Origin of the sequence: Deinococcus seoulensis, assembly GCF_014648115.1 — a bacterium.
In the GTDB taxonomy this organism is placed as follows: domain Bacteria; phylum Deinococcota; class Deinococci; order Deinococcales; family Deinococcaceae; genus Deinococcus; species Deinococcus seoulensis.
In genome coordinates this window covers 118,649-144,669 of the sequence record NZ_BMQM01000009.1, presented here as the reverse complement: position 1 = coordinate 144,669, position 26,021 = coordinate 118,649, and the positions used below count along the sequence as shown (strand labels likewise).

Below are 26,021 nucleotides of genomic sequence, written 5' to 3'. Positions count from 1 at the left end.
AGAGGGGCGGTCAGAGGGATCTGTTTGATGCCGCAATTATAATCTATTTAATCGGAGTCCGTATAATACCGACTCCGATTGAATGGCTTATAAAGCCGCTGGGTCCGAGCGGATGCGAGTGGGAGAGAAGCGGGTTCCGATCCGCGAGCGAAACAGACGGAATCCGCTTCGACGCCACTCCCGTCAGCCCGGAAGCACAAGAAGGGAGGCGCGGCCGCAGTGGCCGCGCCTCCCTTCAAACGGTCAGGCCGTTTCTTAGAGGTTGCCCTTGAGGGTGCTGGCGACCTTGAAGGCCACTTTCTTGCCGGCGGGAATCTGGATCTTCTCGCTGGTGCCGGGCTTGACGCCGGTGCGGGCGGCGGTGGCCTTGACGCTCAGGGTGCCCAGGCCGGGCAGGCCGACGCTCTGGCCGCCCTTGATGGCGCCCACGATGACGTCCAGCATGGCGCTGACGGCTTCCTCGCTCTGCTTCTTGGTCAGGCCGGTCTTGTCGGCGACCATCTCGACGAGCTGGGTCTTGGCGACCTTGGTGCTCTCGGCCTTGGGGGCGGCCTTGGCGGCGGGAGCGGCCTTGGCAGCGGGCTTCTTGGCGGGGGCTTTAGCAGACTTTTTCGTCATGGTGAGCAGCATGACATACCGCCGCGCCCTTGGGAAGGGGGGGGAGGGGGCAGGAATGCCCGCCAGCACGCCCTTCCCGCCGACACAAACCGGAAAAGCGCGTGTGGCACGCACCTTTGCCTGATTCGGTAATTCGTGCGTGTGGCACGTCAGAACCGCTTGATGAAGGTCCGCTCCGGCTGCGGGGCGGGTCCGTGAGAAAACCGGCGGGTCAGGAACGGCGTGCGCGGACTGCTCCTTTCTTGCTGCGGCGGGCAGGAAAGGAGTGGGGGTGTAGACAGGTTCGCGCGGCGCGAACAGGCCCGGGGCGCGGGAATCCCACCCGGCCGGGCGGTCAGTTGGGCGGTCCGTTGCCGGGGCGGGTGACCCGGCGCGCAGACAGCGTGCCCACGGCAGGAAAACTGCGCTACACTCGGTTCATCCACAACCTGTTTCTGGCGGTCCAGGGGCGCTCGCTGGGCCTCGGCAGACCGCCATCACTTTCACGGAGGTACCTATGACGACCGCTTCTGCCCCGACCCGCTACTGGCCCGCCGGTAAGCCCCGTTCCCTGACGCTGCCCGCCACGGGCCTGATGCACAGCCTGCACGTGACGGCTGAACGCTACCCCGACAAGGTCGCCCTGTGGCACTACGGGCACGAGATCACGTACCGCGAGTTGCGCGAACAGGCCGAGCGGCTGGCCGGGCACCTCGCCTCGCAGGGTGTCGGTCAGGGCGACCGGGTGGCCGTGTGGATGCAGAACAGCCCCGCGTGGGTGATCAGCGCCTTCGCCGCGTGGCACCTGGGCGCGGTGGTGGTGCCGCTGGCGCCCATGTTGCAGGCGCGCGAGTTCGGGTTCTTCCTTCAGGACGCCGGGATTCGCGTGGGCGTGGTCGGCGCGGAACTGTACGAGCGGGCCAGGCAGGGCGGGCTGGCGCACGCGGTCGTGGCGAACGTCATGCGCGGCACGGACCCCGCGTGCGGCGTACCCATCCCCGACGGTCTGGACGTGGACGCCGAGTTGCAGGGCGACGACGTGACCCTGGAAACCGCGCTGAACGCCGAGCCCGTCCCGATGGCGAACGTGACGGCGGCGGACCTGTGCATCATGCCGTACACGTCCGGCACGACCGGGCTGCCCAAGGGCTGCATGCACACGCACAGCAGCGTGCAGGCCAACGTGTTCGGCGCGGGCGTGTGGGTGGACAGCACCGTCGAGGACGTGTTCCTGGCGGCGCTGCCGTTCTTCCACGTGACGGGTTTCATCAATTCGCTGATGGGCGGCGTGACCAGTGGCGCGCGCGTGGTGATCATGTCCCGCTGGGACCGCGACGCGGCCCGCACCCTGATCCGCGAGCAGGGCGTGACGCTCTGGACGAACACGCCCACCATGATCATCGACCTGATGGCCTCCCCGAACTTCGATGCGGCGGACCTGGGGTCGCTGCGCAGTGTCACGGGCGGCGGGGCCAGCCTGCCGGCGTCGGTCGGGCAGCGCCTGCTGGACCTGACGGGCATCATGTTCCTCGAAGGGTACGGTCTGTCCGAGACGATGGCGCAGTCTCACAGCAACCCCAAGGGCCGCCAGAAACTCCAGTGCCTGGGCATTCCGCTGTTCAACGTGGATTCCCGCATCGTGGACATCGAGACCGGGAAGGAACTCCCGGCCGGGCAGACGGGTGAGATCGTGATCCGGGGACCGCAGGTCATGCAGGGGTACTGGAACCGTCCCGACGCGACCGCCGAGGCGTTCATGGACATCGGCGGGCAGCAGTTCTTCCGGACGGGCGACCTGGGGTACATGGACGACGAGGGGTACTTCTTCTTCGCGGACCGCCTCAAGCGCATGGTGAACGTGTCCGGCATGAAGGTCTGGCCGGCCGAGGTGGAGAACCTGCTGCACGGCCACCCCGCCATTCAGGAGGCCTGCGTGATCAGCGTGCCGGACGAACGCAGCGGCGAACGCGCCCGCGCGCTGGTCGTGCTGCGCCCCGGCATGACCGCCACCCCGGCCGAACTGGAAGCCTGGGCGCGCGAGCAGATGGCGACGTACAAGGTGCCGCGCGACTGGCAGTTCGTGGACAGCCTGCCGCGCAGCCCCACCGGGAAGGTCGCGTGGCGGCCCCTTCAGGAGGCGGCGCGGGCCGCCATGCAGGGCAGCTGACCCCCGGCGGAACGCTGGCCAGAAGGCGGGCAGTGAAGGCCCAGGCACCCGCCCTGAACCTTCACTGCCCGCCTCCCTCCTGAACCGATCCCACGGGCGGCCCTGCGTGTGGTCTGCTGGGGCGTGGCTCACTTCGATCTTCCGCCCGAACAGCTTCAGTCCTACCGCGCCGCCGCGCCCGCCCCGGCGGATTTCGATGCGTTCTGGGCGCAGACGCTGGCCGAGGCCCGCCGCTTCGACCTGAACGCCACGTTCACGCCGGTCCGGACGCCGTTCGTGACGGTGGACGTGTTCGACGTGACCTTCGCCGGGTGGGCCGGGCAGCCCGTGAAAGGCTGGCTGACGCTGCCGCGCGCCCGCACGGGCCGCCTGCCGTGCGTGACCGAGTTCGTCGGGTACGGCGGCGGGCGCGGACTGGCGGGCGATCACCTGGGGTACGCCAGCATGGGGTACGCGCACCTGCTGATGGACACGCGCGGGCAGGGCAGCGGGTGGCGGCAGGGAGACACGCCGGACGACGCGCCGGGCGCGGGGCCGCAGGTGCCGGGCTTCATGACGCGCGGCATTCAGAGCCGCGAGACGTACTACTACCGCCGGGTGTTCACGGACGCCGTGCGGGCGGTCGAGGCGGCCCGCGCGCACCCGGCAGTGGACGGCGCGCGCGTGGCGGTCGCCGGGGTCAGTCAGGGCGGCGGGGTGGCGCTGGCGGCGGCGGGTCTGTGTGACGTGCAATTGTGCCTGCCGGACGTGCCGTTCCTGTGTCATTTCGACCGGGCGGCGCGGCTGGTGGACAGCTTCCCGTACGCGGAGATCACGGCGTACCTGAAAACGCACCGGGGCCGCGCGGCGGACGTGTTCGGGGTGCTGGCGTACTTCGACGGCGTGCACTTCGCGGCGCGTGCGCAGGCGGCGGCGCTGTTCTCGGTGGGTCTGATGGACGAGGTCTGCCCGCCCAGCACGGTGTACGCGGCCTTCAACGCCTACGCCGGGCCGCGCGAGATGCGGGTGTACGAGTTCAACCGGCACGAGGGCGGCGAGAACGTGCAGGCGCTGGAACGCGCGGCGTTCCTGGCCCGCCACTGGCCCTCCTGACCGGAGGCGGGCCTGGGCGGTGTTGCCCAAGCCTTCATGCGGGCGGCGGCGGTCGTCGGCGGGACCACGCGGGCGGGCATACTGGGGTTCAGATGCAGAAGGTCACGGCACAGCGCGGCGCGGCACAGGCGGCAATGGATCGGGTGGGAGGCGCGTGATCACGCCCGGGTGCCTGCGGGGGCTGCCGCTGTTCGCGGAGCTGGACGACACGCTGCTGCACGCGGCGGCGCTGGACGCGGCCGACGTGCACCTGAACGAGGGCGAGTACCTGATCCGCGAGGGGGACTCGGTCGCGTTCTTCGTGCTGCTGGAGGGCGAACTGGCCGTCACGAAGGAGGTGGGAGGCGAGCCGCAGGCGGTGGACACCTACCGGCCCGGCGATTCGTTCGGGGAGTTGCCGCTGCTGCTGGGCACGCCCGCCACGGTGGACCTGATGGCCCGGACGCCCGCGCGGGTCATGCGGGTGGAAGGCCCGGACTTCATGGCGCTGCTGGGCCGTTCGGAGTCGCTGGCGGCGACCGTCATGGCGAACATGAAACGCCGGGTGGGGAACCTGCAACGCGTGACGCTGGAGGCCCCGCAGGCGGTCACGTTGCTGGTCGGGTCGGCGGACGACCTCAGCTGTTTCGGACTGCGGGATTTCCTGTCGCGCAACCAGGTGGTGTTCCGCTGGCTGGACCCGGGTGCGCCCGCACTGGCCTGCGACATTCCGGCCGGGATCGAGGACGGGCCGCTCCCGGCGGTCATCCTGCCGGGCGGCGAGGTGCTGCGCCGGCCGGACGTGCGCGAGGTGGCGCGCCGCGTGGGGTTGCAGGTGGAACCCACCCTGGACCGGTACGACGTGGTGATCCTGGGCGGCGGTCCGGCCGGGCTGGCGGCGGCGGTGTACGGAGCGTCGGAGGGTCTGTGTACGCTGCTGGTCGAGCGGCAGGCGCCGGGCGGGCAGGCGGGCACCAGCAGCCGCATCGAGAATTACCTGGGCTTCCCGACGGGCCTGTCGGGCGGCGAGCTGAGCGCGCGGGCGCTGCGGCAGGCGCGGCGGTTCGGGGCGGAGGTCGTGACGCGTGAGGCGACGGCGCTGGAAACCAGTCCGGACGGTGGGCACACGGTCGTGCTGGACGGCGACCTGCGGGTCCGGGCGCGCAGCGTGGTGATCACCACGGGCGTCGAGTGGCGCGCGCTGCCCCTGCCGGACGCGGCGCGGTTCGTGGGGCGCGGCGTGTGGTACGGCGCGGCCCGCACCGAGGCGCCGGGTACGCGCGGCAAGGACGTGTACCTGATCGGCGGGGGGAACTCGGCCGGGCAGGCGGCGCTGTTCTTCTCGAACTACGCGCGGCGGGTCTCGGTGCTGATCCGCGCGGACCGCGTGGAGAAGGGCATGTCGCAGTACCTGATCGATCAGCTGCGCGCCAAACCGAACGTGCGCATCTGCGAGTGCTGCGAGGTCACGGCCCTGCGCGGAGACTCGCACCTGCGCGGCCTGACCGTGCATCACAGCGACACCGGGCAGGACGAGGCGGTCGAGACGGACTCGCTGTTCGTGCTGATCGGCGCGGACGCCCGCACCGACTGGCTGGACGGCGTGGTGCTGCGCGACGAGCGCGGGTACGTCTGCTCGGGCCTGGACCTCGCGCCGCAGGGGGCGTGGCCGCTGGACCGCGATCCGTTCCCGCTGGAGACCAGCGTGCCGGGCGTGTTCGTCGCCGGGGACGTGCGGCGCGGATCGGTCAAACGCGTGGCCAGCAGCGTCGGCGAGGGCAGCATGAGTATCGCGCTGGTGCATCAGTTCCTGGCGTTGCAGGACGCGGCCGGTCAGGGGCCAGCCGCGTCACCGCCCACCACTCCCGCCAGTTCAGACCGGCCGAACCCGTCAGACTGACCTCCGGCCGCACCTTCTCTCGTCCACGGTCACGTCACGGCTGATCCCGCTCCCACATCTCAACGCTTCTCAGCACTGCTCTTCTCAGCGTTCCCCCATGAGGTTAACCATGATCTACGATCCGAATCCGCAGCGGTACGAGTCCCTTCCCTACCGGCGCGCGGGCCGCAGCGGGCTGCTGCTTCCGGCCGTGTCGCTGGGCCTGTGGCATAACTTCGGCGGCGTGGACCGCTTCGAGAACGCCCGCGCGATGGTCCGCACGGCCTTCGACGCCGGAATCACGCACTTCGACCTGGCGAACAATTACGGCCCACCGCCCGGCAGCGCCGAGGAGACCTTCGGGCGGCTGCTGCGCGGCGACCTCGCGCCGTTCCGGGACGAGCTGATCGTGTCCAGCAAGGCCGGGTACACCATGTGGCCCGGCCCGTACGGCGACTGGGGCAGCCGCAAGTACCTGCTGGCGTCCTGCGACGCGAGCCTCAGGCGGCTGGGCCTGGAGTACGTGGACGTGTTCTACCACCACCGCCCGGACCCGAATACGCCGCTGACGGAGACCATGGGCGCGCTCGATCAGATCGTGCGCAGCGGGCGGGCGCTGTACGTGGGCGTCAGCAACTACCCGGCGGCGCTACTGCGCGAGGCGGCCGCCATCCTGCGGGACCTGGGCACGCCGTTCGTGCTGAACCAGCCGAGTTACTCGATGTTCAACCGCTGGCTGGAACCCGACGGTCTGCCCGGCGCGCTGGAGGACGAGGGTGTGGGCGCGATCGTGTTCAGTCCGCTGGCGCAGGGGCTGCTGAGCACCCGTTACCTGAACGGCATTCCAGACGATTCCCGCGCGGCGAGCGCCACCGGCTTCCTGAAGGCGGACGCCGTGACGCCGGAGCGGGTCGCGCAGGTCCGCGCGCTGAACGACGTGGCCGCCGCGCGCGGGCAGACGCTGGTGCAACTGGCGCTGGCATGGGTGCTGCGCTGGCCGCAGGTGACGAGCGCCCTGATCGGCGCGAGCCGCCCCGAGCAGATCACCGACGCCGCCGGAGCCCTGAACGCCCCGCCCCTGACCGACGCGGAACTGGACGCCATCGAGGCGATCCTGAGCGGCACGCCCGCATGAGTGCCGGGTACACTCTTCAAGACTGACCCGAATCTCCAACCCTGCACCTGACTCTGAAAGGACCCTGACATGACTCACCCGACCAGCGCCGACCTGCCCGCCTTCCTGCCGCTCACGCCCCGCTATCAGGCGCGGGTGTGGGGTGGGGACCGCCTCGCGCCGCCCGCCCCGGACGGCACGCCCATCGGGGAAGCCTGGATTGCCGACGGGCAGAGCGTCGTCAGCGGCGGCCCCCTGGCCGGGCAGACCGTCGCGGCCGTCATGCAGTCGCATCCGGCCGCGCTGCTGGGCGCCGGGCAGGACGCGCAGGACGGCTTTCCGCTGCTGATCAAACTGCTGGACTGCCGCGACTGGCTGAGCGTGCAGGTTCACCCGAACGACGCGCAGGCCCGCGAGATGGTCGGCCCCGGCGAGCGCGGCAAGACCGAGGCGTGGCATTTCCTGCACGTGGAACCCGGCGGGGAACTGCTGGCGGGCGTGAAGCCCGGCACGACCCCGCAGGCCCTGGCGGACGCCATCCGGGGGGGCGGCATCCTGAACCTCAGTCAGCGGCACCAGCCGCACGAGGGCGACACGCTGTTCATCCCGGCGGGCACCCTGCACGCCCTGGGGCCGGGCCTGCTGCTGTACGAGGTGCAGCAGGCGAGCGACACCACGTACCGCGTGTTCGACTGGGACCGCCCCGCCAGCGCCGGACGCGCCCTGCACCTGGAGGAGAGTGTCGCCGTGACCGACCCGGCCCGGCAGGGAGAGCTGCGCACGGCCGCGCAGACCGGCGGGCTGGGCGAACTGGTCCGCTGCGAGCAGTTCACGCTGCGCGGCGTGAGAGGCGGCATCGAGCAGAACACCGCAGGTCGGTTCGCGCTGGTGACCGCCGTGGACGGCCCGCTGACCCTGCGCGCCGGAAGTGAGACGCTGCCCCTGGATACGCACCAGACGGCGCTGATTCCCGCCGCGACCGGCCCGTACCGCCTCGACGGACCCGGACGGGCGCTCGTCGCGCAGGTGGGCGTGGGGCCAGCGGAGAGCAGCGGCAGCGACTCCCCACGGGACTGAACCGCCATCAAGTCTGAGCGGAGGCCCCCGGCGTGATCTGCCAGGGGCCTCCGCATCGTTTCCGGGGGGGCGGCAGGGAGTGACCGGGGCGGAGGTCCGCCGCCCATCCGCTTGCCACTCCCTACTACACCCCGGCCGTCAGTCGGCGGCGCTCTCCCCCACCTGCTCGGCGGCGTGCACGGTGATGGGGGTGCCGTTCACGGCGGCGTTGCCGGTCAGGGCGTCGATGCGCGTGGGGTCGGTCAGGTCGTTCAGGCTGGCTCCGGCGTGCTGGGCGGCGGTGCTCAGGCGGGTGCCGCCGCGTGCGTGCCCGAACCCGTGGGGGAGGCAGGCGACGCCGGGCATGACGCTGTCCGTGATTTCCAGCGGCGCGGTGATCTCGCCGACGCGGGAGCGGATCAGGACGGTCTGGCCGTGTTCGAGGCCCTGGGCGTCGGCGGGGTTCAGTTGCACGGTGCAGCGGTCGGGGCCGCGCATCAGGCGGGGGGTGTTGTGCATCCAGGAGTTGTTGCTGCGCAGTTGACGGCGGCCGATCAGGACCAGCGGTTCGGGGGTCTGGTCGAGGGTGGCGCGTAGGCGGGGCAGGTCGGCCAGCATGGGGGCGGGCGCGAGGTGCAGTTCGCCGGTGGCGGTCAGCAGGCGGCCGGGCAGGCAGGGTTGCAGCGGGCCGAGGTCCACGCCGTGCGGGTTGGCTTTCAGGTCGTCCAGGGTCAGGCCGCTGCGGCCGTGGGTCAGGCCGGCACTCAGTCGCTGTTCGGGCGTGGCGAGGGCCTTGCCGGTCAGGCGCTGCACGAGGCCGTCGAAGATCTGGGAGTCGAAACGCTGGTCGGGACGGATCGGGAAGACCGGCTGGGAGTAGCGGGCGGTGTTGCGCACGGCGAAGTGGTGGAAGATCACGTCGTAGTGCGGGACTTCCAGGCCGAAGGCGGGCGGCAGGATCACGTGGGCGTGGCGGGTGGTCTCGTTCAGGTACGGGTCGATGCTGACCATGAAGTCCAGGCTCCCGAGGGCGCGGTCCAGCGCGGCGCCGTCCGGGACGGACAGGACGGGGTTTCCGGCGACGGTGATCAGCGCGCGGATCTGGCCCTCGCCGGGCGTCAGGATCTCCTCGGCCAGGGCGACGTTCGGGAGTTCACCGTCGAATTCCGGCAGGCCGCGCACGCGGGTGTGGTGGCGGCCGTGGTGGGTGGCGCCGGCTTTCGCACCGGCGAGCAGGTCGAAGGCGGGAGAGGGGAACATCGCGCCGCCCTCAGTGTCGAGGTGCCCGGTGACGGCGTTCAGGGCGTTCACGAGCCACTGGCACAGCCCGCCGAATTCCTGGATGCTCAGGCCGATGCGGCCGTACGCGGCGGCGCGGGGCGCGGCAGCGAAGGCGCGGGCAAGTTCGCGGGTCACGCCCGCGCTGACGCCCGTGCGGGCCTCCACGGCCTCGGGCGTGAAGGGCGCGGCGGCGGCTTTCAGGGAATCCAGGCCGGTCATGACGCCGCCCAGGTGCGCGGTGCGTTCCAGGCCGCTGGCGAAGACCTCGTTCAGCAGGGCCAGCAGGAACAGGGCGTCGGTGCCGGGGCGGATGTGGTGGAAGTCCGTGGCGTATTCGGCGCTCTCGGTGCGGCGCGGGTCGAGCAGCACGACGCGGCCGCCGCGCGCGCGGATGGCTTTCAGGCGGTCGCGGATGCCGGGCGCGGTCATGATGCTGCCGTTACTGGCGAGCGGGTTGGCGCCCATCATCAGGAAGAAGTCGGTGCGGTCCACGTCGGGGATGGGCAGCATGAGCGGATGCCCGAACATCTCGGCCCCGGCGAAGTGGTGGGGCAGCTGGTCGATGCTGGTGGCGGTGTAGCGGCTGCGGCTGCCCAGGGCTTTCAGGAACGCCCCGGCGGACAGCAGGGTGCCGCTGTTGTGAACGCTGGGGTTGCCCTGGAAGGTGGCGACGGCGTCTGCGCCGTGCTGCTCGCGCACGGCCCGCAGTTGCGCGGCGACGTGGTCGAGGGCCGCGTCCCATTCCATGGGTTCCCAGGTGTCCCCGACGCGGCGCATGGGGGTTTTCAGGCGGTCGGGGTCGGCGTGCAGGTCGGGCAGCGCCGTGCCCTTGGGGCAGATGTGGCCGCGGCTCAGGGGGTCGTCGGGGTCGCCGCGCACGTCGGTGACGCGGCCGCCCTGCACGGTGATCTTCAGGCCGCAGATGGCCTCGCACAGGTTGCAGGCGCGGTAGTGAATGCCGTCGGGGGCGGGGGGAGCGGCGAGTGGGTGGGCTGGGGTGGTCATGAGGAAGCCTCCGTGGGGTTCGGTCGTGGGGACCGGGGAAGGGCAGCGAAGGTCCGGTGGTGGGCCGGGGCTGCCTGGGCGCTGAATTGTGGACTGGGTTCAGTATGCCACTCCGCGCTGGCCTGTCATCCGGGACGGCCTTCACGCGACCGGTCTTCATGCGCCCTTCACCTGAAGGACCGTTCGGGTCGCCTGCCGTATGCACTCAGGAACCGGATGTGCGTCACCACGTGCAATCCGGCGCGGCGCGTGGTACTGACCACACGAATTCCCCGGTGCAGGGTGGGCGCACCGGTCTAGGCAGGCCAGCGGACACCTATCTGACAGATTGACAGTTCGGCTTGACCCACCCCCCCCTCCCCCCGTAGGCTCGGCTTCACGAGTCATACATGATTCGCCCAGTTTTCTCAGGCGCTCGACCAGAGCCGCCGGACGTTCACCGGGCCGCCCATCGCCACTTCCCTTCCGCGCGCACCGGAAGCGAGGTCGGCTGCGGCCTTTCACCGCACCCCCGCGCGCCCTCACCAAGGAGTCACCCCACCCCATGGCCCTGAAACCAAGCTCCGTCGGTTCTGTCCTTCTACTCGGCACCCTCCTGATCGGCTGCGGCAGCAACAACACCGCGCCCAACGACACCACCCCCAGCGACACCACCGCCCCCACCGTGACCCTGACCGCCACGCCCAACCCCGTCACGACCGAGGCGACCAACAACCTCACCCTGAAAGCCGACGCCAACGACGCCACCGGCGTGACCCGCGTCGAGTTCTTCGAGGGCACCACCAAGGTCGGCGAGGACACCAGCTCGCCCTTCGAATTCACCACCAGCGTCAATGCGCTCAACAACGGCAAGCGTACCTACACCGCCACCGCGTACGACGCCGCCGGGAACAAGGCCAGTGGCAGCACCGAGGTCACGGTCGCCATCACCGCCAACACCGCTCCCCTCAGGGGCACGGTCGTGGACCAGAACATCGGCGCGCCCGTCGCGGGCAGCACCATCACCGTGATGCGCGGCGGCCAGACGCTCGGGACCGTCACCACCGGCGCCGACGGCACCTTCAGCCTCAGCGGCCTGAGCGCCGGCACGTACGACCTCAGCGCCCGCAAGAGCGGCATGGCAGGCTCGGACCTGCACGGCGTCGTGGTCGGCACCGAGACGCCCAGCGTGAGCCTCGTGCAGCGCCCCGCCTTCGAGACGAGCGCCACCACCGACCCCACCAGACTGGTCATCACCCGCGCCGACGGCAGCCCCATCGCGGGCGCGACCTTCACGGACAAGGTGGACTTCCGGATCAAGACCGCCACCGACAGCAACCACGTCGGCCCGATCCGCATCATGTACGCGCAGCTGGGCCGCACGCCCGGCAGCGGCAGCGTGACCGGCTCCACGACCGCCAGCAACTGGAACTACTCGCCGCCCCAGGATCAGACCGGCGTGATCGACACGGACGCCGTGACCACCAGCGGCAACTTCACCGCCGGGTTCGGCAGCGCCGCCGGCGAGCGCGTGTACCTGGAAGTCATGACGGTCGACTACAACTACAACTACGCCCGTTACGTCATTCCGATCAACCTGATCAACACCGCCGCGGCCACCGCGCCCACCGTGACCGCCCCGACCGGCGTGGCCGCCACCGCCTTCACCCTGAAACAGGAAGGCTCGTGGACCACCCCCAACAGCGTGCCCACCCCGGACGCCGCCCCGAACGGCAGCGGCGTGTTCGTGGAAGTCCGCTGGTGCTACACCGACGTGGCCGCCAAGCCCTTCGCGTTCGACATCGAGCGCTCCAGCGACGGCACGACCTTCACGAAGATCGGCACGGTGGGCGGCGGCGCGGACGCGGCGGCCTGCAACGCCGACCAGTCCCTGCGGCCCTTCAACTTCAAGGACACCAGCGCCGACCTGAGCGTCGGGAAGACCTTCACGTACCGCGTCAAGGCGCGCGGCGCGAACACCGTGGCCGGCAGCGACAGCCAGACCACACCCCTGGCGCAGTTCACGCCCACCTTCATCGCCCCGGCCGACGAGACGACCGGCGTGAGCCTGACCCCCACCTTCGTGATCGGTCAGAACCAGACCGCCATCGGCGCGGACGGCGCGGCGTACAACATCAGCGTCACGGACCTGATGACGCAGAGCGGCTACACCCTGCCCGGCAGCGCCGGCAACGCCCTGATCCGCGTGGAGGAAGGCACGGGCGCTGCCGGGAACGGCATTCCCGCCGGGCAGTCCCTGGTGTTCACCCGCACCGGCACCCGCTTCGGCGGCCCCACCACCGCCGCCAGCATCCTGACCGACACCAGCGGGCGGTACCTGGCCAGCAAACCCAACCTGTTCCCGGTCGACACGGCCGCGCATACCGTCAGCATGCCCTGGAACGTGCTGGTCAGCACGCCCCTGCAGGCCCTGCGCCCCTACAAGTGGCAGATGAACTCCGGCGTGGCGTACAAGTATGCGCCCACCGAAGGCAACCGCATCTCGGCGTACTCGGTGTACACCTGGCAGTCCAGCCTGGTCGGCCCGATCAGCCAGACGCGCGCCGTGAACATCAACTGGGACTTCATTACCGGCGAGAAGTGACGCCTGCCCGCCGGGCCCGGCCTCCCCTGACCCGGCACTCACGCCCCACCCCGCCCGACCCTCCACCCCTGACATTCCATAGCGAGGCCCCACGATGCCCATGAACCCCTCCACCCTTGCCCGCACCCTGGGCCTGCTGAGCGTGACCGCCATGCTGGCCGCCTGCTCGCAGCAGACGCCCGCCGCGACCACCCCCAGCAGCCCTACACCCAGCACCCCTGTCGCCAGCACCCCCGCCAGCGAGATCGCCCTGAACGCCGGGCAGCCGTACGTGAAGAACGAACTGGTCGTCGGGTACGACAGCGAGGCGAACCTGAACGCCGCCGCCGCCAGCCTGGGCGGCACGGTCGTGCGCACCATCCCGGAAATCCGCACCGCGCTGATCCGCGTGAGCGGCGACGCCCTGAAAGCCAGCGTCCTGGCCGCCAAGCTGAACGGCCTGCGCTACGCCAGCGTGAACACCGTCGTGCAGCCCGAGAAGGCCCCGCCGGTCCAGCCTGCCAGCCTGACCCCGCAGGCCGCCAGCGCCGACCAGATCTTCGACGAACTGCCGCAGTACGCGCTCGACCCCCGCCACCTGAACGCCAAGGTCGCCTGGGACAAGGGCCTGACCGGCAAGGGCGTGCTGGTCGCGCTGATCGACGACCCGGCCGACGTGACCCACCCGGACCTCGCGCCCAACTGGGCCGGCAAGGCCTTCGACCCCCTGGAAGCCAAGGTGTACACCGACGGCGAGGCCTGGAAGACGCACTTCCAGAAGCCCGAGAACGAGCACGGCACGTACGTGTCGTCCAGCATGATCGCCGCGAAGAACGGTAAGGGCATCGTGGGCCTCGCCTACGAGGCGAAGTTCATGCCGGTCGTGATGTTCGATCCCGGCGGGTACTCCAGCTTCAACATCGCGCTGGGCGCCGTGTGGGCCACGAACAACGGCGCGCGCGTCATCAACAACTCCTGGGGCGGCGGCGTGAGCTTCGGGCCGGTCAAGGACGCCTTTGACTACGCCATGTCGCGCGGCACCACCGTGGTCGCCAGCATGGGCAACTCCTACCACGACGAGTTCCAGTACCCGGCGGCGCTGCCCGGCATCATCGCGTCCGGCGCGATCGACGGCAGCAACCGCAAGGTCACGTTCAGCACCAGCGGCCGTCACATCTCCAGCAGCGCGCCCGGTCAGGACACCATGCTCGCCAACCCCACCTGGCTGGGCGGCGGGTACGCCCTGATCTCCGGCACCAGCTTCTCGTCGCCGTACACGGCGGCCGTGGCCGCGCTGATCCTGCAGAAATGCCCGGCCGCCACGCCCTACCAGGTGCGCCGCGTGATGGAGATGAACGCCAACGGCGCCATCGGCAGCAACCCCACGGGCTTCGACCGTGACACCGGCTGGGGCAGCCTGGACGCCGGGAAGATCGCGCAGAACCTCACCGACTGCGCCGCGCTGCCCGAGAAGGGCGCGAACGTGCACGTGAATCTCGCGTACGTGAACGGCAAGGGCACCCAGAAAGGCATTCTGGGCGACGTGATCCTGCGCGGCCAGGGCATGCGCGCCGGGGCGACCGACGACCCCACCCCGCTGTACGTCAGCCCCACCGACGAGAACGGCGACGTGCGCTTCAGCGAGATCAAGCCCGGCACGTACGACGTGTACGTGGCAGGCCCCGACCTGAGCGCCACCGGCGGCCTCACCGAGGACCGCGGCACGTTCACGGGCACGCTGGTCGCCACGAGCGGCAGCACGTACTTCAAACCCGACGAGGCGCGCGTGCTGCTGCCCGCCAGCTTCGTGGACACCAACCCCACCGACCCCTACGAACCCAACGACAGCGAGGCGGACGCCAAAGCCATCGCCTACGGCCAGACGACGCAGCAGGCGTACATCTACGGTCAGGACATGGATTACGACTACTTCAAGTTCACGGGCGCAGCCGGTGACGCCATCAAGGCCGAGATGCTGGCCGCCGGGCAACTGGGCGGCAAGCTGGACGCCTACCTGTACCTGCTCGACAGCGCGGGCAAGGTCCTCGCCGAGAACGACGACCGCGGCACCCCCCGCATCGACAGCGACAGCGAGATCACCTTCACACTCCCGGCCTCCGGCACGTACTACCTTGTGGCGACGAGCTACAGCATCACCGAGGGTGGCGTGGACAGCGACCCCTTCAACAAGTACCGCCTGAAACTCAACAAGACCAACTGAGCTTCGGTTCCGCAACCCCCACCCGCAACGGTGGGGGTTCTGCTGTACCGGGGCGCAGCAGATGACCGCCCACCCGTGCCGCACGCCCCGTATGCTGGGCGTATGACAGACAATCCGGGGCCGCGTGGGCGGCTCTACTACGGCTGGGTGGTGGTGGCGGTCACGGTGGTCGCGCTGCTGATCTCGGCGGGCGCGCGGTCCGCGCCGGGCGTGTTCCTGCTGCCCATGCAGGAGGCGCTGGGCCTGGACCGGGGCACCCTGTCGGTCTCGGCCAGCCTGGGACTGCTGGTGTTCGGGCTGGCCGCGCCGCTGTCGGGCCGGTTGATGGACCGTTTCGGGCCGCGCCGGGTGGCGACGGCGGGCCTGGGGCTGCTGGCCGTCAGTTTCGGGCTGAGTACGCTGGCCCGCTCGGCGCTGGCGCTGCACCTCAGCTGGGGCCTGCTGAGCGGGCTGGGCACCGGACTGGTCGGGAGCGTGCTGGGCGCGACGGTCGCCACGCGCTGGTTCGTGCGGCGGCGCGGGCTGGTGGTGGGCGTGTTCGGCGCGGCCACGAGTGCCGGGCAACTGCTGTTCATTCCGCTGCTGACCGCCTGGGGGGCCCGGATCGGGTGGGACGGCGCGGCGCTGGTCATTGCGGGCGCGGCGCTGCTGCTGGCGCTGCCGCTGTGGGCGCTGCTGCGTGACCGGCCCGAGGCGCTGGGCCTGCAACCGGACGGGGACACGCACGCGCGGCCCACGCCGCCCCCAGCCCCGGACCCGCACGTGATGCGCCGCGCCGTGCGCAGCCGGGACTTCTGGCTGCTGAGCCTCACGTTCCTGGCCTGCGGGTTCACCAGTAACGGCATCATCGGCACGCACTTCATCGCGTACTGCGGTGACCTGGGCCTGACCGCGACCTTCGCGGCGGGTACGCTGGCGCTGATGGGCGCGTTCAACTTCGTGGGCACACTCGGCAGCGGCTACCTGACAGACCGGGTGGACCCGCGTTTCCTGCTCGCCACGTACTACGTGGTGCGCGGCCTGAGCCTCGCGCTGCTGCCGCTGGTCCCGCCGGGACTGGCGTTCACGGCGTTCGCGGTGCTGTTCGGGCTGGACTATATCGCGACCGTGCCGCCCACCACGGCCCTGACCGCCGACACGTTCGGGCGGGCGAACGTGGGCACGGTGTACGGCTGGATCTTCTGCGCGCATCAGGTGGGCGCGGCGCTGGCGTCCTGGCTGGGCGGCGAGGTGCGGGACGTGCTGGGCAGTTACGGCCCGGCGTTCCTGGCGTCGGCGGTACTGGCCGTCTGCGCGGGCGGGCTGGCGCTGGGCATCAGCGCCCCGGCCCGGCGGGACGCACGGCCTGCTGCCTGAACGCCAGAGCAGTTCTCCGAATTACGGCATCAGGAAAACAGAATCCTGATGCCTCCATTCTGCGCCCTGCTCGGTAAAATTCACTCGCTTCGCTCGGCCATAAAGGACAGATCTTTCTGGCAGATGCTATAGCCTGCGCGCATGACCTTTCCCGAGTTCACGGCCGAGCAGGCGCAGGTGGTGGCGCGCGCCGTCCGTGCCATTCAGGAGCACGCGCCCGAGTGCGAGGTGGCGCAGGACGTGACGCCAGGGGCGGCGCTGGCCCTCTCGCAGAGCGGGTACACGCGCCTGACCGTGCCCACGGAGGCGGGGGGCCTGGGCGCGGGGCTGGGCGTGTTCGCGCGCGCGCAGGCCGAGGTGGGCCGCGCGGACGCCAGCCTCGCCCTGATCCTGGCGATGCACGGGCACGTGACCGGCGCGGCGTTCCAGGGCCGCAGCCTGCCGCCGCACCTGCTGGACGCCGTGGCGGGCGCGGGCGTGCGCGGCGAACTGCTGAACGCCCTGGCGAGCGAGCCGGAGCTGGGCAGTCCGTCGCGCGGGGGGCTGCCGCGCACGGTGGCCACCCCGGACGGCAGCGGGTTCGAGAGTGGCCTGTGGTTCGTGACGGGCCGCAAGACCTGGAGTACCGGCGCGCGGGCGCTGCGCTGGGCGCTGGTGTCGGCCGCCACGCCGGACGGCCGGGTGGGCCGTTACTGGGTGGACCTGCGCGGTGAAGGCGTGCGCGTCGAGCCGACCTGGGAGGGCGCGCTGGCCCTGCGCGGCAGCGGCAGTCACGATGTGGTGTTCGATCGGGCGCCCGCCGCGCTTCAGGCCCCGCCGGCAGCGTCGCACCCGGCGGGCAGCGCGTGGTTCTGGACGGCGGTGGCCGCCACGTACCTGGGTGTGGGTGAGGCGGCACTGGACGCCCTGCGCGCCTACGCGCACGAGCGGGTGCCGACCGCGCTGGGTGCCCCGATCGCCACGCTGCCGCGCGTGCAGGAGACGGTGGGTCGCATCGGCGCGCAGTTGCTCTCGGCGCGGACGCTGCTGGCGCACGCGACGGCCACCTGGGACGCCCACCCGGACGGGCAGCCCGGCGCGGGGGCGGTCCCGCTGATCGGCGCGGCCAAGGCGGTCTGCACGAACGCCGCCGTGGACGCCACGGACCTCGCCATGCGCGCCGCCGGGGGCGGGGCACTGACGGCCGCGCTGCCGCTGGGGAAACTGCTGCGGGACGCCCGCGCGGGCCTGACTCACCCGCCGGGCGAGGACGCCGCGCTCACCGCGTACGGCGCGGCACTGCTGGACGCCCCCGACCGGGCGTAGGCTTCAGCGCCAGGAGATCAGCTCGGGCGGCAGGTGGTGCGTCTCGTTGAAGGAATCGAGACTGACGCGCCCACCGCCGAAGGTCAGCCGCGTGACCGAGGCGTTCTTCACGCGCCAGTTCAGGGCCAGCGCGGAGGCGTCCGGGGCGTCCAGGGCGAGGGCGACGGTCAGGCCGATCACGCCGCCGCTGGTGAAGGCCAGCACGGTCGAGCCGCCGCCCTGGCGCAGCACGTCGGCCAGCGCCGCCCGCACGCGCGCACGGAATGCGGCCCACGGTTCGACCCGGCTGTCCGTGAGGGTTCCGGCCTGCCACGCGGCGGCCAGGGCTTCGAGGTATTTCTGGAAGGCGCGGTTGCGTTCCGGGCCGCCGGTCTGCGCGGCCAGGTCGGCCACCAGCGCCGCGAAGGCCGGGTCACGCTCTGCCAGGATGGGCGCGAGGTGACCGACCAATCCGTCCCCGTCGAATTCCGCCAGTCTGGCGTCCAGGGTCGGGTCGGGCCAGCCGGGCTGGTGGGCCAGCTGCGCGCTGCGCCGCTGCCGCACGAGCGGGCCGTGCAGGACGTGTGTGGGGCGCACGCCCGCCGCGTGCAGGGCCGCGCCGACTGTCCAGGCCTGCTGCTCGCCCAGCGGCGAGAGGCGGTCGGTGTCGGCCTCGAACGGCGTGGCCTGTCCGTGGCGGATCAGGATCAGTTCACTCATGCGGGGGCATCCTGCTCCCCGATGCGCCGCCACGCCTCGCGGATCAGCCACTCGGCCTGACCGGCCAGCGGGGCGAAACGCGGGTCGCTGGTCTGCCCGGCGCGGTAGCGCGCGAAGATCTGGATGACGATCACCGCGAGTTTGAAGTGCCCCAGCACCTCGTACCACGGCAGCGCCCGTTCCAGCGCCGCGAGGTGCGCCTGGGGGTCGCTCGTCACGTGACGAGCGGCGCGCGCCGCGTAGCGGGCGACCAGTTCGTCGCGGCCCAGGAAGCCGGGCGAGGCCGCGCCGACCTCGTTGGGCGCCCCGCCGGGCATCTCGGGCATGGTCCAGTAGGTCAGGGTCAGGCCCAAGTCCACCAACGGGTCGCCCACGGTGGTCATCTCCCAGTCCAGCAGCGCCGTCACGCGGCCCGGATCGGCCGGGTCCAGGATCAGGTTGTCCAGCTTGAAATCGTTGTGCACCAGCGTGTGTGCGCTCTCGGGCGGCGTGTGCGCCTCCAGCCACGCGATTACCAGTTCGTCGCGCAGGTCCGCCTGGGAGGGCAGGTCACCCGTGTCCCGCAGCGCCTCGCGTGCGCGCCGCCAGCGCCCGGCCCAGCCTGCCACCTGCCGCGCGTTGAAGCCCTCGGGCTTGCCGATCTCGCGCAGGCCCGCCGCGTCGATATCCACCGCGTGCAGGTCCGCCAGGGTATCGGCCAGTGCGCCGGACATGCGCCGCGCCGCATCCGGAAGGTCCCGGTACTCGGCCGGCAGGCGCGTGCGGACCACCGTGCCGTGGCGGCGTTCCATCAGGTAGAACGGCGAGCCGATCACGGCCGGGTCCTCCACGATCAGCGCCGGGCGGGGCGCGACCGGCAGGACCGGGTGAATCTTCTCCAGCAGGTGCGCCTCACGGGTCATGTCGTGCGCACCCTTCGGGACCGGCCCCAGCGGCGCGCGGCGCAGCACGTACTCCTGCCCGCCCCGCGCCGGATCGCCCGCCCGCACGAGGTACGTCAGGTTCGAGAACCCGCCGGGGAACTGCTCGACACTCAGGTCGTCCACGTCGCCCGACACGTGTCCGCGCATGGCTTCACGCAGCGCGTCCAGCGGCAGTTCCTCGCCCGGCCGGACCGGGGCCGTCTCGGGTCGGGTCACGCCCGCGACTCCTCCGGGTGGCCCGCGTCGGGTTGCGCCGCGAACGCCTGACCCTCCAGCAGCTTCATGGCCTTGCCGCGCAGGTGGCGCATCTTGCTTATCCACTCCTCGTAGTTGTTCGCCTTGTTCTGGAAGGACTTCAGGGTGCTCGGGTGCGTGGTCACCAGGAAGCCGTCGGCGCGCAGGACTTCCAGGGTCTTCTCGACCAGTTCGTCGGTGGTGATCGCGGTCTGCTGAAGCAGCGGCGCGTTCTGGATCATGGGCGTCCACACGCCCTCCGGGCACAGCGCGGCGACCTTGATGCCCCGGTCACCGTACGTGATCGCCAGCCACTCCGCGAACGCCAGCGCCGCGTGCTTGGTCACGGCGTACGGCGCGGAGTGCAGTTCGGTCAGCAGGCCCGCCGCCGACGCCGTGTTCAGCAGGTACCCCTCGCCGCGCTCCAGCATGTGCGGCAGCACGTGACGGGCCGCCCACACATGACTCATCACGTTCACGCGGTGAATCAGGTCCCAGTGCTTGTCACTCGTTTCCGGCCCTTCCCCGATGGCGATCCCGGCGTTCGAGCACAGCAGGTCGATGCGGCCCTCGTTGGCCAGCACGTCGTCGATCAGGCCCTTGACGCCCGCCTCCTGCCCGATGTCGGCCGGCAGGAACCGCGCGCCCATCTCGGCCGCCTTCTGCGCGCCGACCTCCGCGTTCCGGTCGGACGCCACGACCACCGCGCCCTCCTTCACGAACCGCTGCGCCAGCGCCAGCCCGATCCCGGACGCCGCTCCCGTCACCACAATCACTTTTCCGTTGAATTCCATGGTTTCGCTCCTCAGTGTTGTTGAATCGATGTCCCAGCAACCTGCTGGTCAGTGAAGAGCAGCCGTAACGCTCGGTCACTGCCTCGACAGCCTCTTCCGGCTTCATGTCCCACGCGGTTTAACTACAGATGACGACAGGGTACCTGATCCCTGTCACTCGCCGTCACCGAGGCGTTGCAGAAGATCGGACTTCTCAGTGAACAGCCGGGTTGCCGCCTCGGTGAACGTGAGACCGACAGGTCGGACCTTCACGCCACCGATCACCGGAACCAGCTCCACGACGCGTCCCGGCTCGTAGGCCTCTCCCAGGCTCTCGGGTAGAAACAGCACCCGCTCCCCGGACACCGTCTTCAGACTGACCTTCATCCGCCTTCAGCCCTGGCGGGCGGCGTGGCGTTTCATCTCGACTTTCGCGACGGTTTCGGTGTGCACGATGTCCGGGCCGTCCGCGAGGCGCAGGGTGCGGGCCTGGGCGTACATCATGGCCAGCGGCGTGTCCTGGCTGACGCCCGCGCCGCCGTACACCTGGATGGCGCGGTCGATGACGCGCAGCGCGACGTTCGGCGCGACGACCTTGATGGCGGCGATCTGCCCGCGCGCCTCCTTGTTACCGACGGTGTCCATCATGTGCGCGGCGTTCATGGTGAGTAGCCTCGCCTGGTCGATCTCCATGCGGGAGTGCGCGATGGCCTCGCGGACGTGCTGGTGGCCGCTCAGGGGTTTGCCGAAGGCGGTGCGCTGCCCGGCGCGTTCGATCATGAGTTCCAGGGCGCGTTCGGCCTGACCGATCAGGCGCATGCAGTGGTGGATGCGGCCGGGGCCCAGGCGGCCCTGCGCGATCTCGAAGCCGCGGCCCTCGCCGAGCAGCATGTTCGCGGCGGGCACGCGCACGTCCCGGAAGGTCATCTGCGCGTGGCCGTGCGGGGCGTCGTCGTAGCCGAAGACGGTCAGCATGCGTTCCCTGGTGACGCCCGGCGCGTCCAGCGGCACGAGGATCATGCTCTGCTGGAGGTGCTTCGCGGCGTCCGGGTCGGTCTTGCCCATGAAGATACTGATCTTGCAGCGCGGGTCGCCGGCGCCGCTCGTCCACCACTTGTCGCCGCTCACGACGTACTCGTCGCCGTCGCGGACGATGCTGGACTGGATGTTCGTGGCGTCGCTGCTGGCCACGTCGGGTTCGGTCATGGAGAACGCGCTGCGGATCTCGCCGTTCAGCAGGGGAATCAGCCACTGCTCCTGCTGTTCGGGCGTGCCGTAGCGGGCCAGGACTTCCATGTTGCCGGTGTCGGGCGCCGAGCAGTTGAAGACCTCGGGCGCCCACCAGACGCGGCCCATGATCTCGCACAGTCCGGCGTACTCCAAGTTGTTCAGGCCCGCGCCGTACTTCCCGTCACGGCTGCTGGCGGGCGGCAGGAACAGGTTCCACAGGCCCGCCTCCTGCGCTTTTGGTTTGAGCTGGTCGATCAGCGGCAGGTGCTCCCAGCGGTTCCCGGTGTCGATCTGCCGGTGCACCTCGGCGTCGTTGGGGTAGATGTGTTCCTGCATGAACGCGGTGAGGCGTTCGCGCAGGTCACGGGCGCGGGGGGTCACGTCGAATACGGTCATAGGGGTTCCTCCTCGGGAGTCAGGGGGCGGAAGCTGGCGCTGCCGCCCTCGATGCTGATCAGAAAGGTGCGGTACCCGGTGTTCCCGTCGCCGCGCAGCACGAGGTTCAGGGCCAGCAGGCTCTCCTGGATCGCCCCGGCCTGTTCCAGCAGCGCGGGGTCGTCGTCCTGCGCGATCAGGTGCGCGTAGCGGGCGTCCTCGTCGAACAGAACCCGGTACGGGTCGAAGGCGGGCGTGGGATCGAAGGTGGCGTCCACGGCGAACGGTCCGGTGTCCGTGACAGTCAGGGTGCCCAGGACCTCTGCGCCCCGCTCCAGGGTGTAGACGGCGCCGATCTTCACGGCACGTCCGCGCGGGCGATGGTGCCCAGCGCCGTGGCGACCAGTTTCTCCTGCCCGCCCTGCGTGGCGTAGATGTCGCAGCGGGTCACGGCCTGCCGTTTCCCGGCGCTGAGCACCGTGCCGCGCCCGATCAGGGTGTCGCCCTGCGCGGGCCGCAGGAAGTTGATCTTGAACTCGCTCGTCAGGACGCTGGGGCCCAGCACGGCGGCCCCCATGAACGTCAGGGTGATATCGGCCAGGGTCGCCTGGAGGCCGCCGTGCGCGAAGCCGTGATGCTGCGTCAGGTCGGGCCGCAGCGCGAGGCTCACCTCGACCCCGTCGGGCGTGAAGCGGGTCGCGCGGGCGCCCACCAGGGTGCTGAACGGCTGGGCGTCCAGCACGCCCTGCGCCATGGCGAGCATGTCGGCGGGAGCACCGGTCACAGGTACACCCGGAAGACGCTCTCGGCGGTGCAGGCGGGCTTGTCGGCGCCTTCGATCTCGATGGTGTTGGCGACCGTGATCTGCACGAAGCCCTGGCCGGGTTCGGCGGACTGGAGGACGGCGCGGTTGCGCAGGCGTGCCCCGGCGCGGACGGGGGCGATGAAGCGCACGCGGTTCAGACCGTAGTTGACGGTCATGCGCCCACCGTCGATGTGGGGGGCGCCGCCGTGGGTCATGAACTCCCCGGCCAGCAGCGAGAGGGTCAGGAAGCCGTGGGCGATGGTCCCGCCGAACGGTCCCTGCGCGGCGCGTTCAGGGTCCACGTGAATGAACTGGTGGTCGCCGGTGGCGTGCGCGAAGGCGTCGATGCGGGTCTGGTCGACGGTGATCCAGTCGGACAGCGCGACTTCCTGCCCGACGTGCGCGGCCAGCTCGTCCGGCCGGATTCCGGCGGGGGCGGTCATACGACGCCGGCGCCGCCGTCCACGGCGATGTTCTGGCCGGTCATGTAGGCGCTGGCGTCGCTGGACAGCAGCAGCGCAAGGCCCTTGAGGTCCTGGTCGGTGCCGAGGCGGTGCATGGGCGTGGATTCCAGGATGCTCTGCTCGCCGTACGCCAGGGTGCCCTTGGTCATCTTGGTGGGGAAGTAACCGGGGCAGATGCTGTTCACGGTGACGCCCTTGTCGGCCATCTCGGCGGCCAGGGCGCGGGTGAAGTTCACGACGGCGCCCTTGCTGGTGTTGTACGCGACGGTGGGGGCCATGCGGGGGTCGTTGCCCTGGAGGCCGGCGACCGAGGCGACGTTCACGATGCGGCCCTTCCCGGCGGGCAGCATGCAGCGTTTCAGGACGCTCTGGGTGATCAGGAACAGGCCGTTCACGTTGACGTTCATGACCTTCATCCACGCTTCGAGCGGGTGATCCACGGTGGGTGAGCCCCAGGTGGCCCCGGCGTTGTTCACGAGGATGTCGATCGGGCCGACCTCGGCGTGGATGCGTTCCACGAGGGGGTCGATGGTGTCGAAGGCGCCGAGGTCGTTGGCGTACACGTGCGCGGTGATGCCCAGGGCTGAAAGGTGGGTTTTTGCCTCGTCGAGTTCGTGCTGTTTGCGGGCGGTCAGGACGACGGTGGCGCCGTACTCGCCGAGCGCCTCGGCGATCTGAAGGCCCAGGCCGCGGCTGCCGCCGGTGATCAGGGCGACGCGGCCGCTGAGGTTGAACAGGTCGTTCAGGGACATGTGGACTCCTTGGACTGGTGGGTCTGACGGGGAGGTCTGACCGGGAGGGGGTCGGCCGGGTGGCCGGGTGAGGGTGGGTTGGGTGACCAGCCCAGCATAATCGAAAGTTTACGTGAACGTCAATTTTGTACGCACGCGGAAGTTCTACGGGCGGGGTCGGCTGCGCACCCAGGCACGGAGGCACGCCCCCAGCCGGGAACGGACCTCTCCCACCCGCACGGAACCGGGTGCAGGGCGCGCAGCGAAGCGAGTGGCCGTCAGAACCAGTCGGCGTGCATGTCGGTGGTGGTGCGGTCGGCGCTGGCCAGCAGGTCCGCGTGCGCCTGCACTTTCGGAAGTTCGTGCGTGGCGTAGAAGCGCGCGGCGTGCAGTTTGCCCTGGTAGAACGGCTGGTCGCTGGGACGCGCGCCGGGCAGGGCGCGGGCGGCGGCGGCGGCCTGACGCAGCCACATCCACCCGACGACCGTGTGGCCCATCATCTCCAGGGCGCTGTTCGCATTCGCCAGCAGCAGGTCCGGGCCGAGTTCGGCGGCGCGCGGCAGGAGGGCGCCCAGCGCGGCGGTGCACTGCGTGACGGCGGTACGCAGCGCGGCGCGGATGTCGTCCAGGCCGTCCAGATCGTCGCTGGCGTTCAGGTCGGCCTGAATGCGTTCCAGCAGCACTTCCAGGCCGCGTCCGCCCGCCTGGGTGAGTTTGCGGCCCAGCAGGTCGTTGCCCTGAATGCCTTCCGTGCCCTCGTGGATGGGGTTGAGGCGGTTGTCGCGGTAGTACATCTCGACCGGGAAGTCGCGGGTGTACCCGGCGCCACCCATGACCTGAATGGCGTCGCTGAGGGCCTCCTGGCTATATTTGCTGGGCCAGCTTTTCACGATGGGGGTCAGCAGGTCCAGCAGCAGGCCCGTGTCGGCGCGCTCTGCTTCGGGGCCGGTCTGCAGGTCGTCCACGAGGCGGCTGGCGTACAGGCCGAGTGCCAGTCCGCCCTCCACGAAGGCCTTCTGCCGCAGCAGCAGGCGGCGCACGTCGGCGTGCTCGATGATCGGGACGGGCGCGGCGTGCGGGTCCTTGTTGCTGGCGTGGCGGCCCTGGCGGCGGTCGCGGGCGTACTCCAGGCTGGCGAGGTACCCGGCGGTGCCGAGCATGACGGCGCCCATGCCCACGCCGATGCGGGCCTCGTTCATCATGTGGAACATCTGCGCCAGTCCGCGCCCCGGTTCGCCGACGATCTCGCCGACCGTCTGGCCACCCTCGCCGAAGTTCAGGAGGGTGTTGGTGGTGCCCCGGTAGCCCATCTTGTGGTTCAGGCCCGCCAGGACGACATGGTTGCTCTCGCCGACGCTGCCGTCGGCCTGCACGCGGTAGCGCGGGACCAGGAACAGGCTGATGCCCTTCACGCCAGCCGGGCCGCCCGCGATGCGGGCCAGGACGAGGTGCACGATGTTCTCGCTGAGTTCGTGCTCGCCGCCCGAGATCCACATCTTGGTGCCGCTGATGGCGTACGTGCCGTCAGCGAGGGGCGTGGCGGTGGTGGTGATGTCGGCCAGTCCGGACCCGGCCTGCGGTTCGCTGAGGGCCATGGTGCCGAACCAGCGGCCTTCCAGCAGCGGCAGCATGTACTTCTGCTGCTGTTCGGGCGAGGCGAAGATGCGTTGCAGGTTGGCGTTCCCGATGGTCAGGAAGGGGTAGCCGCTGCTGCCCACGTTCGCCGCCTGGAAGTGCGCCTGCACGGCCTGCATGACCACCCACGGCAGTTGCAGGCCGCCCAGGTCCTCGTCGTGGTGGGCGCTGAAGAACCCGGCCTCGCGGAAGGCGCGCATGGCGTCGCTCACGGCAGCCGGGAGTTGCACGCGGCCCGCCACGACGTGCGGTTCGTTCAGGTCACCCTCGCGGGCGTGGTTGGCGAAGTAGCGGTCGGCGACGGTGTACGCGACGTTCAGGATGTCCTCGTACACCTCGCGGCTGTGCTCCGCGAAGCGGGGTCGGGCGGTCAGGGCCTCGGTGTCGAGGGCCTCGAACAGCTGGAATTGCAGGTCGCGTCGGTTCAGGAAGGGGGCCATGCGGGTCGCTCCTCGGGTACAGGGAAGGGTGGAAGGTGGGGCGGGCGGGCTCCGCCGGTCGGGGCTGCCCCGCGCGTCTGTGGATACCCAGAGCCTA

Annotated in this window: 21 protein-coding genes; 9 read left to right on the top strand and 12 right to left on the bottom strand. The window is 70.6% G+C overall.

Going from position 1 to position 26,021, the window contains the following annotated elements:
* Positions 1-255: 255 nt before the first annotated feature.
* A complete protein-coding gene (locus IEY70_RS08910) occupies positions 256-630 on the bottom strand; it encodes an HU family DNA-binding protein (protein ID WP_078305186.1) in 375 nt (124 codons plus the stop codon).
* A 484-nt stretch (positions 631-1,114) separates the two neighbouring features.
* Here IEY70_RS08910 and IEY70_RS08905 point away from each other — a divergent pair, with 484 nt between their 5' ends.
* The 5 genes from IEY70_RS08905 (at position 1,115) to IEY70_RS08885 (ending at position 7,905) form a co-directional block, all read left to right on the top strand.
* Entirely contained in the window at positions 1,115-2,764 is a 1,650-nt protein-coding gene (locus tag IEY70_RS08905) for a long-chain-fatty-acid--CoA ligase (protein ID WP_189064644.1), read from the top strand.
* A 123-nt stretch (positions 2,765-2,887) separates the two neighbouring features.
* Positions 2,888-3,856 (top strand): acetylxylan esterase, encoded by a 969-nt coding sequence (locus IEY70_RS08900; RefSeq protein WP_189064643.1) that lies wholly within the window; start codon positions 2,888-2,890, stop codon positions 3,854-3,856.
* Between the two features lie 154 nt (positions 3,857-4,010).
* The gene (locus tag IEY70_RS08895; RefSeq protein WP_189064642.1) at positions 4,011-5,735 is read left to right on the top strand and encodes an FAD-dependent oxidoreductase; all 1,725 of its coding nucleotides are present in this window, start codon (positions 4,011-4,013) and stop codon (positions 5,733-5,735) included.
* A 109-nt stretch (positions 5,736-5,844) separates the two neighbouring features.
* Entirely contained in the window at positions 5,845-6,849 is a 1,005-nt protein-coding gene (locus tag IEY70_RS08890) for an aldo/keto reductase (RefSeq protein ID WP_189064641.1), read from the top strand.
* A gap of 69 nt (positions 6,850-6,918) precedes the next feature.
* Positions 6,919-7,905, top strand: a complete 987-nt coding sequence (locus IEY70_RS08885) for a type I phosphomannose isomerase catalytic subunit (RefSeq protein WP_189064640.1) — start codon at positions 6,919-6,921, stop codon at positions 7,903-7,905.
* A 138-nt stretch (positions 7,906-8,043) separates the two neighbouring features.
* Here IEY70_RS08885 and IEY70_RS08880 read toward each other — a convergent pair whose 3' ends face one another.
* Positions 8,044-10,170 (bottom strand): molybdopterin-dependent oxidoreductase, encoded by a 2,127-nt coding sequence (locus IEY70_RS08880; protein ID WP_189064639.1) that lies wholly within the window; start codon positions 10,168-10,170, stop codon positions 8,044-8,046.
* A gap of 544 nt (positions 10,171-10,714) precedes the next feature.
* Here IEY70_RS08880 and IEY70_RS08875 point away from each other — a divergent pair.
* The 4 genes from IEY70_RS08875 to IEY70_RS08860 all read left to right on the top strand — a co-directional run bounded on the left by IEY70_RS08875 (position 10,715) and on the right by IEY70_RS08860 (position 17,615).
* Positions 10,715-12,754 (top strand): Ig-like domain-containing protein, encoded by a 2,040-nt coding sequence (locus IEY70_RS08875; protein ID WP_189064638.1) that lies wholly within the window; start codon positions 10,715-10,717, stop codon positions 12,752-12,754.
* 100 nt (positions 12,755-12,854) lie between these two features.
* Positions 12,855-14,954, top strand: a complete 2,100-nt coding sequence (locus IEY70_RS08870; protein ID WP_189064637.1) for a S8 family serine peptidase — start codon at positions 12,855-12,857, stop codon at positions 14,952-14,954.
* A gap of 102 nt (positions 14,955-15,056) precedes the next feature.
* Positions 15,057-16,310: an MFS transporter gene (locus IEY70_RS08865; protein WP_189064636.1), complete on the top strand. Its 1,254-nt coding sequence runs from the start codon at positions 15,057-15,059 to the stop codon at positions 16,308-16,310.
* A 141-nt stretch (positions 16,311-16,451) separates the two neighbouring features.
* Positions 16,452-17,615: an acyl-CoA dehydrogenase family protein gene (locus IEY70_RS08860; protein ID WP_189064635.1), complete on the top strand. Its 1,164-nt coding sequence runs from the start codon at positions 16,452-16,454 to the stop codon at positions 17,613-17,615.
* Positions 17,616-17,618: 3 nt separating this feature from the next.
* Here the strand turns inward: IEY70_RS08860 and IEY70_RS08855 are convergent, their stop codons facing one another.
* The 10 genes from IEY70_RS08855 to IEY70_RS08810 all read right to left on the bottom strand — a co-directional run bounded on the left by IEY70_RS08855 (position 17,619) and on the right by IEY70_RS08810 (position 25,924).
* Positions 17,619-18,314 carry a histidine phosphatase family protein gene (locus IEY70_RS08855; RefSeq protein WP_189064634.1) on the bottom strand — a complete coding sequence of 232 codons (696 nt, stop codon included), beginning with the start codon at positions 18,312-18,314 and terminating at the stop codon, positions 17,619-17,621.
* A complete protein-coding gene (locus IEY70_RS08850) occupies positions 18,311-19,453 on the bottom strand; it encodes a phosphotransferase family protein (protein ID WP_189064633.1) in 1,143 nt (380 codons plus the stop codon). Before IEY70_RS08850 ends, IEY70_RS08855 begins: the two co-directional genes overlap by 4 nt.
* Entirely contained in the window at positions 19,450-20,265 is an 816-nt protein-coding gene (locus IEY70_RS08845; RefSeq protein WP_189064632.1) for an SDR family oxidoreductase, read from the bottom strand. The genes IEY70_RS08850 and IEY70_RS08845 overlap by 4 nt, the downstream gene beginning before the upstream one ends.
* Positions 20,266-20,418: 153 nt before the next feature.
* Positions 20,419-20,631 (bottom strand): hypothetical protein, encoded by a 213-nt coding sequence (locus tag IEY70_RS08840; RefSeq protein ID WP_189064631.1) that lies wholly within the window; start codon positions 20,629-20,631, stop codon positions 20,419-20,421.
* A gap of 6 nt (positions 20,632-20,637) precedes the next feature.
* Positions 20,638-21,870 carry an acyl-CoA dehydrogenase family protein gene (locus IEY70_RS08835; RefSeq protein WP_189064630.1) on the bottom strand — a complete coding sequence of 411 codons (1,233 nt, stop codon included), beginning with the start codon at positions 21,868-21,870 and terminating at the stop codon, positions 20,638-20,640.
* On the bottom strand, positions 21,867-22,211 hold the full coding sequence (locus IEY70_RS08830; protein WP_189064629.1) for a hypothetical protein: 345 nt from the start codon (positions 22,209-22,211) through the stop codon (positions 21,867-21,869). The genes IEY70_RS08835 and IEY70_RS08830 overlap by 4 nt, the downstream gene beginning before the upstream one ends.
* Positions 22,208-22,633, bottom strand: coding sequence for a PaaI family thioesterase (locus IEY70_RS08825; protein WP_229777792.1), 426 nt, complete (start codon positions 22,631-22,633; stop codon positions 22,208-22,210). Before IEY70_RS08825 ends, IEY70_RS08830 begins: the two co-directional genes overlap by 4 nt.
* Complete coding sequence (locus IEY70_RS08820; protein ID WP_189064628.1) at positions 22,630-23,097, bottom strand: MaoC family dehydratase; 468 nt, start codon at positions 23,095-23,097, stop codon at positions 22,630-22,632. Before IEY70_RS08820 ends, IEY70_RS08825 begins: the two co-directional genes overlap by 4 nt.
* Positions 23,094-23,870, bottom strand: a complete 777-nt coding sequence (locus tag IEY70_RS08815; RefSeq protein ID WP_189064627.1) for an SDR family oxidoreductase — start codon at positions 23,868-23,870, stop codon at positions 23,094-23,096. The genes IEY70_RS08820 and IEY70_RS08815 overlap by 4 nt, the downstream gene beginning before the upstream one ends.
* 257 nt (positions 23,871-24,127) lie before the next feature.
* Positions 24,128-25,924: an acyl-CoA dehydrogenase gene (locus tag IEY70_RS08810; RefSeq protein WP_189064626.1), complete on the bottom strand. Its 1,797-nt coding sequence runs from the start codon at positions 25,922-25,924 to the stop codon at positions 24,128-24,130.
* Positions 25,925-26,021: the final 97 nt, after the last annotated feature.